The organism is Pararhizobium arenae (assembly GCF_001931685.1).
Lineage (GTDB): Bacteria > Pseudomonadota > Alphaproteobacteria > Rhizobiales > Rhizobiaceae > Pararhizobium > Pararhizobium arenae.
Genome location: NZ_MOOY01000016.1, coordinates 1 through 17,021, shown reverse-complemented (window position 1 = coordinate 17,021; position 17,021 = coordinate 1). Strand labels below are relative to the sequence as shown.

Here is a 17,021-nt window from a genome sequence, read left to right as displayed (position 1 = left end):
ACGGTTTCATTCTCGTTTTTCGAGCCGAACGCCTCGTCAATAGCGGACAGGTAGCACACGCCGTGTTGAGGGTGTGTCGCTAATCGACTAATCGCCACGGGCTATCGCAACGCCTTGCCGTGCGCGCACCCAAGCTCCTGCCACAGACAGTCATAGAGCAAGCAAGCTTCGTGCTGGTCGGCGTTCTACTCTGGTGGACTTGCCTAGCACAGCTTTTGACCAAGGTTCACGTGGCCATCGGAGCGGGTGCTCTGCTGTTGACGTCGCTACACATGACTTTGCTTTGCGCCCTTCTATCGCTCAGCCAAAGGCCTTTGTACGGGTAGGCGAGGTGACCTGCTTTGGCGTCGTCCTCGGCGCGCAGGAGGATCAGCAACTTGGCGGCCGGCATCATCATAGCCGTCTTACCCAAGTCTCCGGAACCAAAGTTCATCCATTGAGGTTGGAGAAGACCGGTAAAAGGAGAGCAAAATGGGAATCGATAGTCCAAGAGACGGTGCTGCAGGCACCACCGATCAGTCACCACGTTGGGAAGGTCCTGAAGCGACCCGGCCGCGTGGCTATCTTCCTGCAAAGGATGATCCCGACGAAAATCAGGATGCCGTCGGCGAAACCAACAAAGACCCTGAACGGTCAAAGGTCTCTGATGCTTTGAAGACCAGGGGCGACTGACGAAAGACGAAGGGCCGGATCACTATCCGGCCCTCAGACTGCTGACAAACCCCTGGTCACATCCAGGGGTTTGTGATTCAGTGGGACATGTTGAAGAAACCTGCTCCCGAACAGACGGCTCTCGAGATGGTGACGCTCGACGGGCTGGTGCCGAAGGATCATCTGCTTCGCAAGATCGACGCGGTGATCGACTTCTCCTTTATTCACGATCGCGTTGCCGGCCTTTACTGTGCCGACAACGGCCGCCCGCCGCTTGATCCGACGCTGATGTTCAAGACTTTGTTCCTCGGCTACCTGTTCGGGGTGCGCTCCGAGCGGCAGTTGGTGCGGGAGATCGAGGTCAATGTCGCCTATCGCTGGTTTTTGCGGATGAAGCTGACCGACCCGGTCTTCGATGCCTCGACACTGTCCCAGAACCGCCGCCGCCGCTTCAATGATACCTCCGTGGCCCAGGACATCTTTGATCAGATCGTCGAACAGGCGATCCGCCACGGCCTGGTCGATGGCACGGTGCTCTATACGGATTCGACGCATCTGAAGGCCAATGCCAACAAGGGCAAGTACGATCTTGAGATGCTTGCGAAGTCGCGGGCCGATTACTGGGCCGAACTCGACCGGGCGATCGAGGCGGAGCGCGCAGCCCACGGCCAGAAGCCGTTGAAGGAAAAAGAGCGCGAGCCTGATGTGAAGGAAACCAAGGTCAGCCGCACCGATCCGGACAGCGGCTACATGGTGCGCGACGGCAAGCCCAAGGGCTTCTTCTATCTCGATCACCGCACCGTCGATGGCCGCCACGCGATCATCACCGACACGCATGTGACGCCGGCCAATGTGCATGACAGTATCGTCTATCTGGAGCGGCTCGATCGGCAGCGGGCGCGCTTCGACTTGGCGGTCGGCGCCGTTGGGCTCGATGCGGGCTACGCCACGTCAGGCATCGCCAAGGGCCTGGAGGATCGCGCCATCCTCGGCGTCACCGGCTATCGAAACCCGACGCCGCCCAGAGACGGCATGATGCGCAAGTCGAAGTTTGTCTACGAACCGGAAAGCGATGGCTACCGCTGCCCTCAAGGACAACTGCTCCCCTACGCCACCACCAACCGCAACGGCTACAAGCACTACCGCTCGGACCCACCCCTCTGCCGCAACTGCCCGCTTCTGGCCTCCTGCACATCAAACGCCAAGGCTGAGCGCACCATCACCCGCCATGTCTGGGCCGACACCCGCGATCGCACCGACGCCAATCGCAAGACAGCGTGGGGCAAGGCGATCTACAAGCGACGAAAGGAGACGGTCGAGCGCTCCTTTGCCGACGCCAAACAGCTTCACGGGCACCGCTATGCCCGCTTCAGGGGCCTCATCAAGGTTCAGTGGCAATGCCTGCTGGCCGCTGCCGCCCAGAACATCAAGAAGATCGCAATGGCAATGACCAAAGCTCCCAAGCCTGCCTGGGCATGAGGGCATCAGCCCGCTCCAAACAGCGCCGCACAAATCGCGAAAACACCACCTGGGCGCGAACTCCCAAAAACGCAAAAACCCGCCGAGAAAAATCGACGGGTTTGTCAGCGGTCTGAGGGCCGGATCACTATCCGGCCCTTTCTTTTTTTAACGCCGCGCGATGTGAGCTTCGGCCGCCGTTTCTCCAACGCGCATTGCCTTCACGAATGGCATGAGCTGCCACAGAGCCGAAAGGCCGACCAGAACATAGACGATCTTGGACATCGTTGCGTCCTGACCGCCGAACAGAGCCGCTACGAGATCGAACTCGGCAACGCCGACAAGAAGCCAGTTGACGCCGCCGATGATGACGAGCAGCAAGGTGATAAGATTGATTGGACGCATAAAAATCTCCTTTGGAATACGCCTGTAACTGTGGGAGATATCTTGGGTTCCTGCACTTAGGCACACAAATTTGTGAACCGCGTCAGGGAACATCTTCACAGGCTTGCGCCTCCCAGGACAGTCAAGGGGTAATCCCCCCGCCAATTAACGGGCTTCAAAAGTAGAATTTTCTCGGGCTCTACGATCGAGGAGATTTTTATGAAGACGAGCAGATTCAGCGAACCCCAAATCCTTGCCATCCTGCGCCAGGCGGAAGGCGGCGTTCCTGTGCCAGAGTTATGCCGGAAACACGGGATGAGCACTGCGAGCTTTTACAAGTGGCGTTCGAAGTATGGCGGCATGGACGCTTCGATGATCAGCCAGATGAAGGCTCTGGAGGATGAGAACCATCGGCTGAAGAAGATGTATGCCGAGATGAGCATGCAGGCAGAACTGCTGAAGGAAGCCTTGGGAAAAAAATAACACGGCCGTCTCAACGCCGAGAGATGGCCGGGAAAGCAGTCGCGTTGCATGGGGTGAGCATTGCGCTTGCCTGCCGTACCTTCGAGGTCAGCGAGACTTGTTATCGTTACAGCGCCAAGCTGAACGACGAGAACGAGCAGATCGCCGATCTCCTCATCGGGTTGACGCGGCAAAGAAGACCTGGGGCTTTGGCCTGTGCTTCCTTTACCTGCGGAATGTAAGAGGACATCGCTGGAACCACAAGCGCGTATACCGCATCTACCGCGAGCTGGAGTTGAACCTCAGGATCAAACCACGCAAACGTTTGAAGCGGGACAAGCCCGATGCCTTGACTGTGCCCGATGCGCTGAACCTGGTTTGGTCCATGGACTTCATGGCAGATCGTTTGGAAGACGGCAGGCCATTCCGGCTGCTGAATGTTCTGGACGACTTCAACCGCGAGGGACTGGGCATCGAAGTGGACTTCGCTGCCTGCAGAACGCGTCATCCGCAGCCTGAACCAGATCATCGAATGGCGCGGCAAGCCGTTCGCCATTCGTGTGGACAACGGCCCGGAATATGTTAGCGGCAAGCTCATGGAATGGACAGAGAAACAAGGGATTGCTTTGAGCCACATCCAGCCCGGAAAGCCGCAACAGAACGCCTATGTCGAGCGCTACAACCGCACTGTCCGATATGAATGGCTCGACCAATACATCATTGAAAGTATCGAGGAGGCACAGGAATTCGCCACGCAGTGGCTATGGAACTACAACAATGAACGGCCCAATATGAGCATCGGCGGCGTCACACCCGCACAGAAACTGAAAATGGCCGCGTGAATTCTACTGCGGAGCCCCGTTAAGAACGGGGGGATTACCAAGGGTTAGGGGCACTGCCAGGAACCGTAACATACCGGCACTCATCCACGCGACCGAACCACGCAAACCACTAGGTCTGTTGATTGCCACTGAGAACTGACCCGGCGTGGCCTGATATTTCCATTGAGAATTGACCCATGTTCCAACCTTCCCTCGCATGTTTTCAGCGGGGGCTATGGAGTGATCGACATGGCGTTATTGAGCGTGATCCGACGCTGGCATTTTCGAGAGCATCTATCGATCCGGGAGATTTGCCGCAGGACCGGCTTATCCCGGAATACCATCCGCAAATACCTGCGCCTGGACGGCGTGGAACCGAGTTTCAAGGTTCCGGAGCGGCCGAGTAAGCTTGATCCGTTTGCAGATCGGTTGTCGGCCTGGCTGAAGACCGAATCCAAGAAGAACCGCAAACAGAAGCGGACGATGAAGCAGTTGCATGCCGATCTGATGAGCCTTGGCTACGAGGGCTCCTATAATCGAGTGGCGGCCTTCGCTCGGGAATGGCGTGATGATCGCCAAAGGGAATTGCAGACGACGGGCCGCGGGACATATGTGCCCTTGGCGTTCGACCCCGGTGAAGCCTTCCAGTTCGACTGGTCGGAGGATTGGGCCATCATTGGCAATGAGCGTACCAAACTACAGGTGGCGCATACGAAGCTGAGCTACAGCCGCGCCTTTATCGTCCGGGCCTATCTCCTGCAGACGCACGAGATGCTGTTCGATGCCCACAATCATGCATTCCGCGTGTTCGGAGGCGTCCCCGGCCGAGGCATCTACGACAACATGCGGACCGCGGTAGACAAGGTCGGCCGTGGCAAAGAGCGTGACGTTAACGTCCGCTTCCAGGCGATGGCCAGCCACTACCTGTTCGAACCCGAGTTCTGCAATCCCGCTTCGGGCTGGGAGAAGGGACAGGTCGAGAAGAACGTTCAGGACGCGCGTCATCGTCTGTGGCAGCCAACGCCGCGCTTTCCATCGCTGGATGCCCTGAACGACTGGCTCGAGCAGCGCTGCAAGGCGTTCTGGGCACAGACCCCGCACGGTCAAATGCGTGGCACCATTGCCGACATCTGGGCGGAGGAAGCACCCGCGCTTATGCCTGCTTCCAGACCCTTCGATGGGTTTGTCGAATACACCAAGCGTGTTTCTCCGACCTGCCTCGTGCATCTGGAGCGCAATCGCTACAGCGTCCCGGCGTCCTTCGCCAATCGACCGGTAAGCCTTCGGGTCTACCCGGATCGTATTGTGGTCGCCGCAGAAGGACAAATCGTTTGCGAGCATCGTCGCGTCATTGACCGCTCCCACGATAAGCCAGGGCAGACGATCTACGACTGGCGGCACTATCTGGCGGTGGTGCAGCGAAAGCCGGGTGCGCTTCGCAATGGCGCACCGTTCGCCGAGCTCCCCGATGCATTCCGGACCTTGCAGCAATATCTGCTCAAGAAGCCAGGCGGAGACCGAGAGATGGTCGATATCCTGGCGCTGGTCCTTCAGCACGATGAACAGGCCGTCCTGTCGGCCGTCGACATGGCGCTGAAGTCCGGCGTTCCAACCAAGACGCATGTGCTGAACCTGCTGCATCGACTTGTCGACGGCAAATCCTTCACTCCGCCGACCATCGATGCGCCGCAAGTGAACCGCGCCGGGTTTGCCGGAGGCTCCATGTGTGGATGCCCCGGTTCATGCAAGCGGTTTTCGAACATTTCCGGCATGTGATCGGGTGCGGTCATGTGTCAGGCCTTTCGCGCGACATAAGATGCAGCCGCTGGCCGTCATGGAGATACGCGGATCAGGCGCAAATCAACTTAACGAGCTTTCCACTCTTGGAGCCTCGGTGCATTTCCTGATCCCGATCGAACCGATCATTTGCCCTTGACGTTCACGACCTCCTCACATGCCTGCTTATCCAGTCCTATAGCTGCGCGATCGATTGATCAGACAGCCACGACTGGATTCCGGTAATCTTCATTCTTCGTCAACATGGCCCAGATCGAGCGTGCCATCTTGTTCGCCAGCGCCATCGCGACCAGCATAATGGGCTTCCGTTCTATCATTCTGTGCAACCAAGATCCTGTTTGTGCTCCTCGGCGCGATGCCCATTGGATGACAGCCATAGCGCCAATGATCAGCAGCCTGCGGATGTCTCGTTGCCCCATCTTTGACGTTCGACCAAGTCGTTGCTTCCCTCCGGTCGAGTGCTGGACAGGGACCAACCCCAACCAAGCCGCAAAGTCACGGCCGCGTTTGAAGGTCTTCATTGGTGGAGCGAAGGCCTCTATTGCCATAGCGGTTATCGGTCCGACACCTGGCATGGTCTGAAGGCGACGCGTTTCCACCCCGCGTTGGGCTTCGCTACGGAGCACCTTCTCGAGATCTGTGATCTTTCGGCTCAATTGCTCGATTTGTTCGAGATAGAGGTTGCCGATGTCACGCACCAAAATAGGTAGCGATTGACTGGCGTCAGCGATTGCGGCGGCCAAAGTCTTCAAGTGTGCTGGGCCCTGTGGCGCAACAACACCGTGCTCAGCAAGATGCCCACGCAAGGCATTGATCAATTGTGTGCGCTGCCGGACAAGAAGATCACGCGTGCGGAAGACCGCCGATCTCGCTTGTTGCTCCTCGGTTTTGACGGTAACGAAGCGCATGGTCGGCCGAGATGCGGCCTCAGCAATAGCCTCCGCATCGGCCGTATCGTTCTTTTGACGCTTTACATACGGCTTGACGTAGGTCGGAGGGATCAGCCGCACGTCATGGCCGAGACCGCCGATGGCACGACCCCAATCATCGGGCACTCGCACAAGCTTCCATTGCAACTACGCAGCTCGGTTGGGCGGAGAGAAACGGAAGAAGCTGAGCCCGCGTCAATCTCTTCCGGAATGCGACACAGCCGTCGGCGCGGGCGCCATGGGCATGGAAGACGCGCTTCGCCAAATCGATACCGATGATGGTGACGTTGTCCATATCATTTCTCCTAACTGTGACATTGCCAGCATTGCCAATCTGCCCCATCGCGGCAGAGGCGGGAGGGGCATCCACTCCATCAACTTCTGAGAGAGTGGAGCCGATATGAGCAAGACAACGAACAAGTTTTCACCTGAAGTCCGCCAACGCGCCATCCGTATGGTGCTTGATCACGACGAGTTTCTTTCAACCGCCGTGATCGTTGTTCTCTCGATCTTTCTTCGGTTCAAGGGGTCACCAGAGTCGAAGGCGGTTGAAGCGCCCCACAGTGAAACCGGCGGATAACCCTCGCCGTGCTCGGATTACTCAGTCATACGCGGGAGAGCACGCAAACTGGTTTCGTCTGATCGGCGAAATCCTTGCGACTTCGGATGCGCGGTCGCTGACACGAAGGTCTACGTCGAACCAGCCGTTTTGATTGATGAGATCGAGGAGGGCAATGGCAAGTCTGCCCGCGCAGACAGGATTTGTGCGCAGATCAATGATCTCGCCGTCCTCTCCTGTGAGACGCACGACCATCTCGCCATCTTCCATCGGGCGAAAGCACATCGCGCTGACGAAACCCGTGACGGAATCTTCGTCAAGTCCATGTGGCGAAGGACGTTGGTCGTCGAAAAGAACGTGGGCGTTTGTTTTTGCATTGTCGTCAAAGGGCATGGGCAGTTCCAAGGAGTTGTGGTCGGCGTGGCCCCATAGCGGGATGCCAGCGTATAATCGCGTTATTGGATGCAAGCGAGTAACCGAGCCGTCAAGACATGGTTCCCCTCATGACATCTTACAAAGAGAACAAGACGGAACCATCCACCCGACCCTTAGTTACCCGGCTGTTCAAGAAATGGGAGGCGGGTATGGCGACAAATGTGGCTTTGGTGACTGGAGCGGGCTCGGGTATAGGGCGTGCCGCAGCAGTGGCACTTGCAGCGGAAGGTTATTCCATCGGGGCGCTGGGGCGTACCGCAAGCGAGCTCGAAGATGTTGTCCGGCAGATCGAGGCATCGGGACGCAATGCTATCCCGCTGGAAGCTGATATTTCCAACGAAGATCAGATGCACACTGCGGTCGACGATCTGATTGCGCGTTTTGGCCGCCTCGATGTTGTGGTGGCAAATGCTGGAATTAACGGAGTATGGGCTCCCATTGACGATCTTACACTCGAGGAATGGGACCAGACGATATCGATCAATCTGACGGGAACGTTCCTGACAATCCGCGCCACGGTTCCTCAACTGAAGGCATCTGGCGGTGGCTCGATCATTGTTGTCTCCTCGATTAATGGAACCAGGACGTTCACGACCCCAGGGGCAACAGCCTACACAGCAACCAAGGCTGGCCAAGTCGCCATGGTCCAGCAGCTTGCACTTGAACTGGCACGCCATCGCATCCGCATCAACGCCGTTTGTCCGGGAGAAATTGACACGAATATTGATGCCAACACGGCGCTGCGAGGCGAAGAGGAAACAGCGATCCCGGTCATCTGGCCTGAAGGGCAGGTCCCCATCACGGGCGGAACACCGGGACATAGCGAAGATGTGGCAAGCGTCATCGCGTTCCTGGCTTCGGATGGCGCGCGGCATATTACCGGGTCGCCGCTGTGGGTCGACGGTGGACAGGGGCTGCTACGATGAATGCGGACATCTCTGCTTTTCCGCCAATTCCGCAAAACTCGACTGAGCAACAGTGGGGCCCGGTGCGACTTAGCGATGGAAGGTTTCGCTTCCAACTCTGGGCGCCTGCGGAAGACGAAATACGTCTTATGCTTGATGGCACCGATCTCGCGATGATGAAAACGGACGACGGTTGGCACCGTGTCGAGAGCAAAGCTGACTACGGTGCGGTGTACGGATTTATGCTGCCGGACGGCAAGGTCGTCGCTGATCCGGCATCGAGATTTCAGCTTGAGGCACTCGATGGCCCGTCGTTGTTGGTGGATCCTGCTGGGTACACATGGCTTGACCACGACTGGAGGGGTCGGCCATGGGAAGAAGCAGTCATTTATGAAATTCACGTCGGCACTTTCACCGAAGAGGGCACGTTCCGGGCGGCGATCAGTAAACTGAAGCGCCTGGCTGATCTTGGCATAACAGCTGTAGAACTCATGCCCTTAGCCCATTTCCCAGGCTCACGCGGCTGGGGGTACGATGGTGTCCTTCAATTCGCTCTGCATAATGCGTACGGAACGCCAGATAATTTGCGGGCCTTCGTCGATGCTGCCCACGCTCTTGGACTTATGGTCTTCCTCGACGTTGTCTACAATCATTTCGGACCGGAGGGGAATTATCTCGGCCGATACGCGCCTGGTTTTTTCCGCACAGATGTCGACACTCCTTGGGGGGCGGCTATCGCCTACGAGAAGGCGGAGGTTCGCGCATACTTTGTCGAGAATGTTCTCTACTGGTTGAACGAGTTCCATCTCGACGGCCTGCGCTTCGACGCTATCGACCAGATTCTGGACGGCAGTGACACCCATATTCTTGAGCAGATCGCGCAGTCGGTCCGCACATCGATTATCGACCGCCATGTTCACTTGATCACGGAGAACCCCGCGAACGGGACTGATCTCATGGCAGAACGGCCCGGTGGGCGCTTGTACAAAGCAGACTGGAATGACGATTTTCACCATGCCATGCACGTTGCCGTGACCGGTGAAGGTGGCGGCTGCTTTGAGCCGTTCGAAGACGACCCGTGGCACAAACTGCGACATGTCCTCGCGCACGGCTACCTCAAGCCCGGCAAAGCGATTGTCAGCGATGACCCCCCGCCCTCGGAATCTTTGCCGCCCACTGCCTTCATTCATTTTCTCCAAAACCACGATCAGATCGGAAACCGAGCGCTCGGGGATCGTCTGCATCTCGGATTAGATCGCCATCTATACCGTTCGCTGACGGCGATCCTTCTGCTGTCACCGCAGATACCGCTCTTGTATATGGGAGATGAGCATCTATCGTTACGGCCATTCCACTTCTTCGCGGACTACGACGGGGAAATTGCTAAAGCTGTGAGAAAGAACCGCCCAAAGGAAGCAGCGAACTTCGGCGGAATTCCAGAAGGCTATGGGGAAGAAGATATCCCGGATCCGAACCAGTATCAGACCTTCCTCGAAAGCAAGCTTGATTGGAGCGAAGCGGACACGTTAGGAGGCGGTGCTTGGGCGCAACTCATCCACGAGCTCATCTCCATTCGTCGCGAGACGATAATCCCTTTGCTTTCTAATGCTGCTGGCTATGCGGGAACCATCATCGACGCTCCCGACAAATGCGTGTTCATCGATTGGAAGCTCGGAGAGAGTATTCTGCAGCTCCGTTCCAACCTATCGACGGAAGACGCTGCTCTGCCAGTCGGCCTCGGCGACCGCATCTATCCTCAAAGCGATGTCGAAGAGGGGGCTTTGAGAGCCGCAACAGTGCAGGTGTTTGTGCGATAGAGAAGCCGCCACGGAAAGTCGCGTCAGACCGGCGGTCCAGCAATCGGTCGCCCACCCGTTGTGCCATGTCGCGCCTGGCAGGCACTAGCCCGCCGTCGCCGCGCAACCAAATGCTGGTACCGATCAACGGCTACCAAGGCACTCGTAAAGAACAACAAACCGGCCAGTGGGAAGATTTGCGCAAACCAAATATCGTCTTCCGGCCATCCTGATAGACCAGCTATTAGGCCTGCAAGCACTGAAACTGCTAGAACAAGAACGAAACCGAGAAAAGCTCTGGTAGCAATCACCATAACCGTAACGGCGGCTACTACGAATAGGAATAGAGTTGGCCACATAGTCAGATTACCTCCTAGGCCACCGCCTCAACGGTTTTCAGCGGGTGAAGCAATATCGCGGCTCTCATCGATTTCAGTGCTTTCATCGATGACCTGCGTTTCAGGGCGGTCGCCTCCCGAAGCCAGCTCTGTACGCCACTGGCCGTCCGCGGTTTCGAAAGTGATCTCAGTATCTTCACCACCGAGTTGCTGCCGCTGGGCAGCAGCCTTGGCCGCCGCAAGGGCAGTTTCATGATCCGGAAATGGTTCGGACCAGACATCCTTCACACGGTAGGCAAATCCACCGTCATGTTCTTCGACGTGATAAATAAGGGGCATAAAGTTCTCCAGGACTAGGTTGTTATTTGGTGGTGATACCTTTATCGGTAAGTCGTGTTTTGATACGTTCCACCACATGAAAACGCGTCTCGGTCCATTGAGCGGTTTCCGTCCAGTACTCAGCCTTCACCGTTACCTTGTCTCCTGCGATGTCGTCGATCGCGATCCGGGGCTGCGGGTTTTTCTGCACGCGCGGATCGGCGGCGATGATTTCCAGCAGTATCTGTTTCACAGCGTTGATATCCGCTTCGTTACCAACAGCCACAGTGATTTCCTGGCGGCGCTCGGGCTCACGGCTGTGGTTGATAATCCGTGTGTTCCATAAGGTTGAATTCGGCGCGAGCAGGTAAAGTCCATCGGTATTCCGCAATTCGGTAGCAAACAATCCAACCTCGCCGGCGCTATTGTTCTCTTAGCCGCCGGTTGGATTCTGTCGGGCATCTTAAGCCGATGGGTTTACAAGGGTCTCGCTCACATCCACGGCATCGACGAAACACTTGCTCGGTTTTTTGAGAACGTTGTCCATTACGGATTGCTGATCGTCGTCCTGGTTATGGTGCTTGGACAATTCGGCGTTCAGACCGCGTTTCACGGTGGATCTCGGAATAGGGCCGCGTCGAGCGGCCCTTCTCAGTTTACGGCTAGACGATCTGAGGCTTAACCGACGGTACAGACTGCCCGCCTTCATAAACCTGCTCATCGTGGTCAATGTCTGATGGAAGCTGGCCGTCCGGCGTAAGCTCATCGACTGCTTTTGGCAGATCTCGGCTTAGGCGGCTCAGGATTTCTTCGGGCGACAGGCCTGTTCTAGCGGACAGGTCATCGAGAACTTCCGGGCCCAGTGCTTCGGATAGTTGCCTATCGTCAATGTCGGCATTTGGTCCGGTTTCAACCCACGACTTGGCGGTTTCGCCATGACCGTTCTGTTGGAACTGTTTGAGAAGGTCGCCGAGACCACCTCCAAGAATGCCGCCAGCAGATGCGCCGCCGAGAAGACCCCCAAGTCCACCGAGCCCGCCCCCGCCGCCGCCTGCCAGACCGCCGAGCAGGTCGCCCAGACCACCAGTCTGCTGGCCTGTGCTACCATCGCCTCGAGGCTGTTGAAGCCCTCTCAGCAAATCAGCAATTTTGTCCCTGTTCTGGAATCCGGCTACCGCAAGCAGTCCTAGCAAAGCTTTCAGCGCGCTACTTGCCATTTCTGTCTCCTCCTGTTGGCGAAAGGGCTAAGCCTTCAGCCTTTTGATTGATCATCTAAGATACGTGACCGTCAGGTCGGTTGCCGCTACTTGTGCAAACAAGAAAAAAATCCACCGAGTGATCCCGGTGGCCTGTCATGTCAAACGTTTCGGTCGGTGACGACCACTCCGCTACGTTTTGTTCCGGTCACGCCGCCGAACCATGATGCGATTGCACCGAAGACGAGAGCGATAAAGCCGAGTATGGCACCGGCAGAGAGGGCGGCTGTCGTGACCTGAGCTGCCTCAACGGCCTTCTGTTTCGCGGCGGCGACGTTCTCGCGGTAGGTCTTTTCGTGAGTGTCGACCTGGGCCCGAGCCTGGTCGACCGGAATGTTTTGCGCTTTGGCGACAGCATCGGCAGCGCGCACGCGGGCCTCTTCCGCGGTCGCCTCGTCTCCCGTTACGACAGCTTGCACAGCGGCGACGGCGGCATTCTGAAGGGCTTCCGGATCGTTGCCGGTTGAGGTGCGGATTTGCTGCTCAATGCCAGCCATCGGGTTCGTCGCGTTTGCGACCGCGGGTGCCGCTGCCGTAACGGCTGTTGCCGCCGTCTGGCCTACGCCACCCACGATACTGGATAGGCCGCTAAAGGCTCCGCCGATGAGCGAACCCACCGACGTCGTCAGCAGATAGAGGACGACGAGCGTGGTGACCGCCCACGTGGTGAGCCCATGATATCCGCCCGTCGAGTTGCTTGGGCGGCCGGAAAGGCGGCTGGCGATGTATCCGCCGATGAATGATGAAATCAGTCCTGCGATGACAAACCAAATTCCGCCGGCGATGGAAAAAGTGCCGGCATCGGGATTATCAGATGTGGCAGGATCAAGGACGGCAGCACCGATACCGACGCCCAGCAAATTCAACAGGAACTGGACTGCAAGGGCAACTGCGACGCCAGCGAAGATCGAACCCCACGAAATCTTATGCAGTGCGGCGGTAGTGACGCGGTCTCCGACGGTGACGTCATGGTGGAGATTGGCGGAAATCGGTACGGTCATGGTGGGTCCTCATGTTTCTTGTCACGGGCTCGTGATCGCTCTTGCAACGACCCAAGGCCGCACAAGTTCCCAACGCCTACGGTCGCTCGGTTTTCTGGAGGTAATTTCAGAAGAGACGAGTGTCGGTCGCGTCGCGGGAACAATCACCCGCTTTCTTTGTTGAACGGCACGTGGTGCTCACCACCGACCCGAAAACCCACAAACCGCAGGAGACATCATGGCGACGAAAACGCTGGAAGACCTTTTCATCGACGGGGTGAAAGACATCTATTACGCTGAACGCAAGATTGTCGCGGCGCTCAAGAAAATGATCCGTGGCGCTCAGTCGCAGGAACTGAAAACAGCTTTCCAGACCCATCTCGAGGAGACCGAGGGACAGGTCGAGCGCCTCGTACAGGTGTTCGAGCTTCTCGGGAAGCCCGCTCGCGGCAAGACCTGTCCTGCCATCGACGGCATTGTCGAAGAAGGCCACGAAATTCTCGAGGAATTCAAGGATTCGCCCGCGCTGGACGCCGGTCTGCTGGCCGCGGCCCAAGCTGTCGAACATTACGAGATCGCTCGGTATGGCACGCTCCGCAACTGGGCGCGCGAACTCGGCAAGGAGGATGTCGCATCGCTTCTTGAAGCCACTCTGGCTGAAGAGGAAAAGACGGACCAACTCCTGACCCAGCTCGCAGGCGCCAAGGTCAATGCCAAAGGTAAGACGAAGGCGGCGTGAAGGATAAGGGCGGCGCGCCCCCGGTTCGCCGCCCCTATTTCTGAAATGAAGGTCCGATGTGGCGAAGCTATAAGCGAGCCATCGTCAGAACACGGATTACTATCTCGTCTTGCTCGAAGCGCGCCTCAAGCGTTTCCCTGTATACTGCCCACCATTCGTTATCCAGCGCATCCGTCATCACCTCGGCGAGAACGATACGGTCCTCTTCCATGTCTCCATGATCTTCCCACAAGCCTTCAGCCGGCGCGTACCGGTAGAGAGTTACGCCGCCGAAACGCGAAACCAGCTCCTGGCGTACTTGGGAGAGGAGCATGCGGACGGTATCGGGCTCACCTGTCAAAGGGAGAAGTATCTGGACCAGGTGCATGGACATCACACAGGATTTATACGAGTTGCACGAAGTCCAACCATCATCATGTCGGTTGGTTCCTCACCCGGTCTGATACCTCACATTTTCGGTCAACGCCACTTGCCTCCTCGATTGCCGAAACTAGATTGCGCGACGGGAAAGGGAAATAGACTCCATGACAGCCAACATCGCCGCTCTGAAAACTCGGCTGTCGAGGAACGTTACCGCGTTCTGGTCGATGCCATCACCGATTACGCGATCTACATGCTCGATACGGGCGGCTTTGTCAGCAGCTGGAACTCTGGCGCGAACCGCTTCAAGGGATATGTCGAGGCCGAGATTCTTGGTGAGCATTTTTCACGTTTTTACACGCCAGAGGATAAAGAACGAGGCGTGCCCGCGTTCGCTCTCGCCACGGCAGAGGCGGAAGGTCGTTTTGAAGCGGAGGGGTGGCGTGTTCGGAAAGATGGAACCCGTTTCTGGGCGCATGTGGTCATCGACGCCATAAGGGATGCCGACGGGCAGTTGCTGGGCTTCGCCAAGATCACACGCGACCTGTCGGAGCGAAAGGTCGCGCAAGAGGCGCTGAAGAAAAGCGAAGAGCAGTTTCGACGCCTGGTGCAAGGGGTCACCGACTACGCCATTTACATGCTCGACCCGGATGGCCGCGTCGCCAGTTGGAACCAGGGTGCGCAACGCATCAAAGGATACACCCCCGAAGAGATCATCGGCCGGCATTTCTCGCGCTTCTATACCGACGAGGACCGCGCCGCGGGATTGCCGTCGATCGCTCTCGAGGCCGCGACGAGGGACGGCCGCTTCGAGAAGGAGGGCTGGCGCGTCAGGCAGGATGGCACCAGGTTCTGGGCAAACGTTATCATCGATGCGATCCACGAGGATGACGGTTCCTTGATCGGGTTCGCAAAGGTGACCCGTGACATCACCGAGAAACGCGAGGCGCAACAGGCGCTGGAGCACGCGCAGCTCGAGCTCTTTCAAGCGCAGAAGATGCAAGCAGTCGGTCAGCTTGTCGGCGGCGTCGCGCACGATTTCAACAACCTTTTGATGGCGGTAATGGGCAGCCTCGAAATCGCTCGCAAACGCGCTTCCAAGGGGCAAGACGTCGTGGATCTTATCGACCATGCTTTGCAAGGTGCGAAGCGAGGGGCTTCTCTGACCCAGCGACTTCTCGCGTTTTCGCGCAAACAGGAACTTGCCTTGGAACCGGTGGACATTCCGCGTTTGGTAAACGGGATGGCCGAGCTTCAGCGAACAATAGGGCCGACCATAGAGATCACGACCGCCTATCCTCTCGTATTGCCAAACGCTGTGTCGGACTCCAACCAACTCGAGAACGCACTTCTTAATCTCGTGGTCAACGCCCGAGACGCTATGCCGGACGGGGGTCTTATCCGGATCGAGGCAAGGACCCGAAAGGTTAGCCAACATCAAATTCCCGAGTTGGCGGCTGGCGAATATGATTGCCTTTCCGTTGCGGATGAGGGCGAGGGGATGGATGAGAAAACCCTGGCAGAAGCGACAACGCCCTTCTACACGACCAAAGGGATCGGAAAGGGAACAGGTCTTGGACTGCCGATGGTTCAAGGCCTTATGGCCCAGTCTGGCGGGTGCTTGAGGCTCAAGTCGACCAAGGGTGATGGAACGACAGCAGAGCTATGGTTGCCCGGTGGCGGACAAAATGTCGGATCCGCTACCTGTGCCCGAGGTGGAACCGCAGCCGCAAACCGAAACGCGCAGCCTCTCGATCATAGCCGTTGATGATGACGCGCTTGTTTTGATGAACACAGTGATCATGCTGGAAGACCTGGGACACACTGTCGTGCAGGCCCACTCTGCCGCTAATGCAATCCGTCTCCTTGAAGCCGGCCCGATACCTGACATTGTCATTACCGACCATGCGATGCCTCAGATGACAGGGGCCGAACTCGCGCAAATAATCGGAACTAACTACCCTGGTATCGTAGTGATCGTTGCATCCGGATATGCAGAGCTTCCGAGTGCGGCCGACAAGGCAATTCGAAGACTTCAAAAGCCATTCTCTCAGCGGCAGCTGGAAGAGATAATTTCTTCGGCGAAGTCGGGGGCGGCCGAACAATCAAGTCACTTCGGTTGGTGAACGCCGGTCCGGCGCGCGACATGCAAATAGATTTTGGCCAACGCCTGAGCATCATCACCGGCGATAATGGACTTGGGAAATCGTTTCTCCTCGACTTTGCGTGGTGGGCGGCAACCGGTTCATGGGCAGATCGCGAGGCACTTCCGCAACTAGATAACCCAGCCACAGTGCCCGAGGTAGAATATGCTCTAAGCGGAAGCTCTGGAAGGTCGTCTACGTTCAAGGCGAGGTACGATCGTAAGAACTTTAGCTGGGTACGTCCCAAAGAGGCGGTAACCGTAGAAGCTATTGCCGTTTTTTCTCGCGCTGACGGCTCCTTTGCCTTCGCTGATCCGGTTCGAAGCAGATTCAACAGAAAGTCCATGANGGTGTGAGACCCCGAAGCGTCTTCAGCCTACGGCCGAAATTGTAGGCATCGATAAAGTCGGTCAAATGCCTGCGTAGCTGATCATGGTCGTCGTAGTGGAAGCGTTTGACGGTCGCATCCTTGATGGTGCGGTTCATTCGCTCGACCTGACCGTTGGTCCAGGGATGGCGGGGTTTGGTCAAACGATGCGCGATATCAAGATCAGCGGAAGCCATCTCGAAAGAATGGCAACGAAAGGGCACGTTGCCCTTGCGCATGGCTTTGATGTCATCAGGCGTCCAGCCATCGCCGGTTGGGTCGGTGAAATGAGTGCCGTTGTCGGTCAGCACGGTGTGGATTT

At 57.3% G+C, this 17,021-nt stretch carries 12 protein-coding genes and 7 pseudogenes; 11 read left to right on the top strand and 8 right to left on the bottom strand.

The features are described 5' to 3' along the window. The first annotated feature begins 471 nt into the window (after positions 1 to 471). A complete protein-coding gene (locus tag BLX89_RS23070) occupies positions 472 to 672 on the top strand; it encodes a hypothetical protein (protein WP_075293298.1) in 201 nt (66 codons plus the stop codon). Positions 673 to 759: 87 nt separating this feature from the next. After that, entirely contained in the window at positions 760 to 2,130 is a 1,371-nt protein-coding gene (locus BLX89_RS23065) for an IS1182 family transposase (RefSeq protein WP_075293297.1), read from the top strand. A gap of 147 nt (positions 2,131 to 2,277) precedes the next feature. Here the strand turns inward: BLX89_RS23065 and BLX89_RS23060 are convergent, their stop codons facing one another. Beyond that, complete coding sequence (locus tag BLX89_RS23060; protein WP_075293296.1) at positions 2,278 to 2,514, bottom strand: DUF378 domain-containing protein; 237 nt, start codon at positions 2,512 to 2,514, stop codon at positions 2,278 to 2,280. Positions 2,515 to 2,712: 198 nt separating this feature from the next. On the opposite strand from BLX89_RS23060, the pseudogene BLX89_RS23050 reads away from it, so the two are divergent. Both BLX89_RS23050 and istA read left to right on the top strand, forming a co-directional pair. Next, positions 2,713 to 3,797, top strand: a pseudogene (locus tag BLX89_RS23050) (IS3 family transposase). 228 nt (positions 3,798 to 4,025) lie between these two features. Continuing rightward, positions 4,026 to 5,477 (top strand): annotated as a pseudogene (istA, locus tag BLX89_RS23045) (IS21 family transposase); the annotation flags it as partial. Between the two features lie 293 nt (positions 5,478 to 5,770). Here istA and BLX89_RS23040 read toward each other — a convergent pair. Further along, positions 5,771 to 6,797, bottom strand: a pseudogene (locus tag BLX89_RS23040) (IS110 family RNA-guided transposase). 177 nt (positions 6,798 to 6,974) lie between these two features. Between BLX89_RS23040 and BLX89_RS25430 the strand changes: the two are divergent. Next, positions 6,975 to 7,082 (top strand): annotated as a pseudogene (locus tag BLX89_RS25430) (DUF6766 family protein); the annotation flags it as partial. Between the two features lie 21 nt (positions 7,083 to 7,103). Here the strand turns inward: BLX89_RS25430 and BLX89_RS23030 are convergent. Further along, entirely contained in the window at positions 7,104 to 7,454 is a 351-nt protein-coding gene (locus tag BLX89_RS23030; protein WP_075293293.1) for a hypothetical protein, read from the bottom strand. Positions 7,455 to 7,645: 191 nt separating this feature from the next. Between BLX89_RS23030 and BLX89_RS23025 the strand changes: the two genes are divergently transcribed. Both BLX89_RS23025 and treZ read left to right on the top strand, forming a co-directional pair. Continuing rightward, the gene (locus BLX89_RS23025) at positions 7,646 to 8,422 is read left to right on the top strand and encodes an SDR family oxidoreductase (protein ID WP_075293292.1); all 777 of its coding nucleotides are present in this window, start codon (positions 7,646 to 7,648) and stop codon (positions 8,420 to 8,422) included. After that, positions 8,419 to 10,218 carry a malto-oligosyltrehalose trehalohydrolase gene (gene treZ, locus BLX89_RS23020; protein WP_075293291.1) on the top strand — a complete coding sequence of 600 codons (1,800 nt, stop codon included), beginning with the start codon at positions 8,419 to 8,421 and terminating at the stop codon, positions 10,216 to 10,218. The genes BLX89_RS23025 and treZ overlap by 4 nt, the downstream gene beginning before the upstream one ends. A gap of 365 nt (positions 10,219 to 10,583) precedes the next feature. Here the strand turns inward: treZ and BLX89_RS23015 are convergent, their stop codons facing one another. Both BLX89_RS23015 and BLX89_RS23010 read right to left on the bottom strand, forming a co-directional pair. Next, the gene (locus tag BLX89_RS23015; RefSeq protein WP_075293290.1) at positions 10,584 to 10,874 is read right to left on the bottom strand and encodes a DUF2188 domain-containing protein; all 291 of its coding nucleotides are present in this window, start codon (positions 10,872 to 10,874) and stop codon (positions 10,584 to 10,586) included. Between the two features lie 22 nt (positions 10,875 to 10,896). Then, positions 10,897 to 11,259 (bottom strand): mechanosensitive ion channel family protein, encoded by a 363-nt coding sequence (locus tag BLX89_RS23010; protein WP_075293289.1) that lies wholly within the window; start codon positions 11,257 to 11,259, stop codon positions 10,897 to 10,899. A gap of 12 nt (positions 11,260 to 11,271) precedes the next feature. On the opposite strand from BLX89_RS23010, the pseudogene BLX89_RS25230 reads away from it, so the two are divergent. Continuing rightward, positions 11,272 to 11,460, top strand: a pseudogene (locus BLX89_RS25230) (mechanosensitive ion channel family protein); the annotation flags it as partial. A gap of 55 nt (positions 11,461 to 11,515) precedes the next feature. Here BLX89_RS25230 and BLX89_RS23000 read toward each other — a convergent pair. Together BLX89_RS23000 and BLX89_RS22995 are read right to left on the bottom strand one after the other, a co-directional pair. After that, positions 11,516 to 12,070 (bottom strand): YidB family protein, encoded by a 555-nt coding sequence (locus tag BLX89_RS23000; RefSeq protein WP_075293288.1) that lies wholly within the window; start codon positions 12,068 to 12,070, stop codon positions 11,516 to 11,518. Between the two features lie 140 nt (positions 12,071 to 12,210). After that, positions 12,211 to 13,110: a PhnA-like protein gene (locus BLX89_RS22995; protein ID WP_075293287.1), complete on the bottom strand. Its 900-nt coding sequence runs from the start codon at positions 13,108 to 13,110 to the stop codon at positions 12,211 to 12,213. 217 nt (positions 13,111 to 13,327) lie between these two features. Between BLX89_RS22995 and BLX89_RS22990 the strand changes: the two genes are divergently transcribed. From BLX89_RS22990 to BLX89_RS22975, 3 genes and pseudogenes are all read left to right on the top strand, one after another. Further along, the gene (locus BLX89_RS22990) at positions 13,328 to 13,828 is read left to right on the top strand and encodes a YciE/YciF ferroxidase family protein (protein ID WP_075293286.1); all 501 of its coding nucleotides are present in this window, start codon (positions 13,328 to 13,330) and stop codon (positions 13,826 to 13,828) included. Between the two features lie 580 nt (positions 13,829 to 14,408). Next, positions 14,409 to 16,314, top strand: a pseudogene (locus BLX89_RS22980) (hybrid sensor histidine kinase/response regulator). A gap of 20 nt (positions 16,315 to 16,334) precedes the next feature. Continuing rightward, positions 16,335 to 16,680, top strand: a pseudogene (locus BLX89_RS22975) (AAA family ATPase); the annotation flags it as partial. Between the two features lies 1 nt (position 16,681). On the opposite strand, the gene BLX89_RS22970 reads toward BLX89_RS22975, so the two are convergent. Beyond that, a partial coding sequence (locus BLX89_RS22970) for an integrase core domain-containing protein (RefSeq protein WP_143523740.1) occupies positions 16,682 to 17,021 on the bottom strand: 340 nt, incomplete at both ends.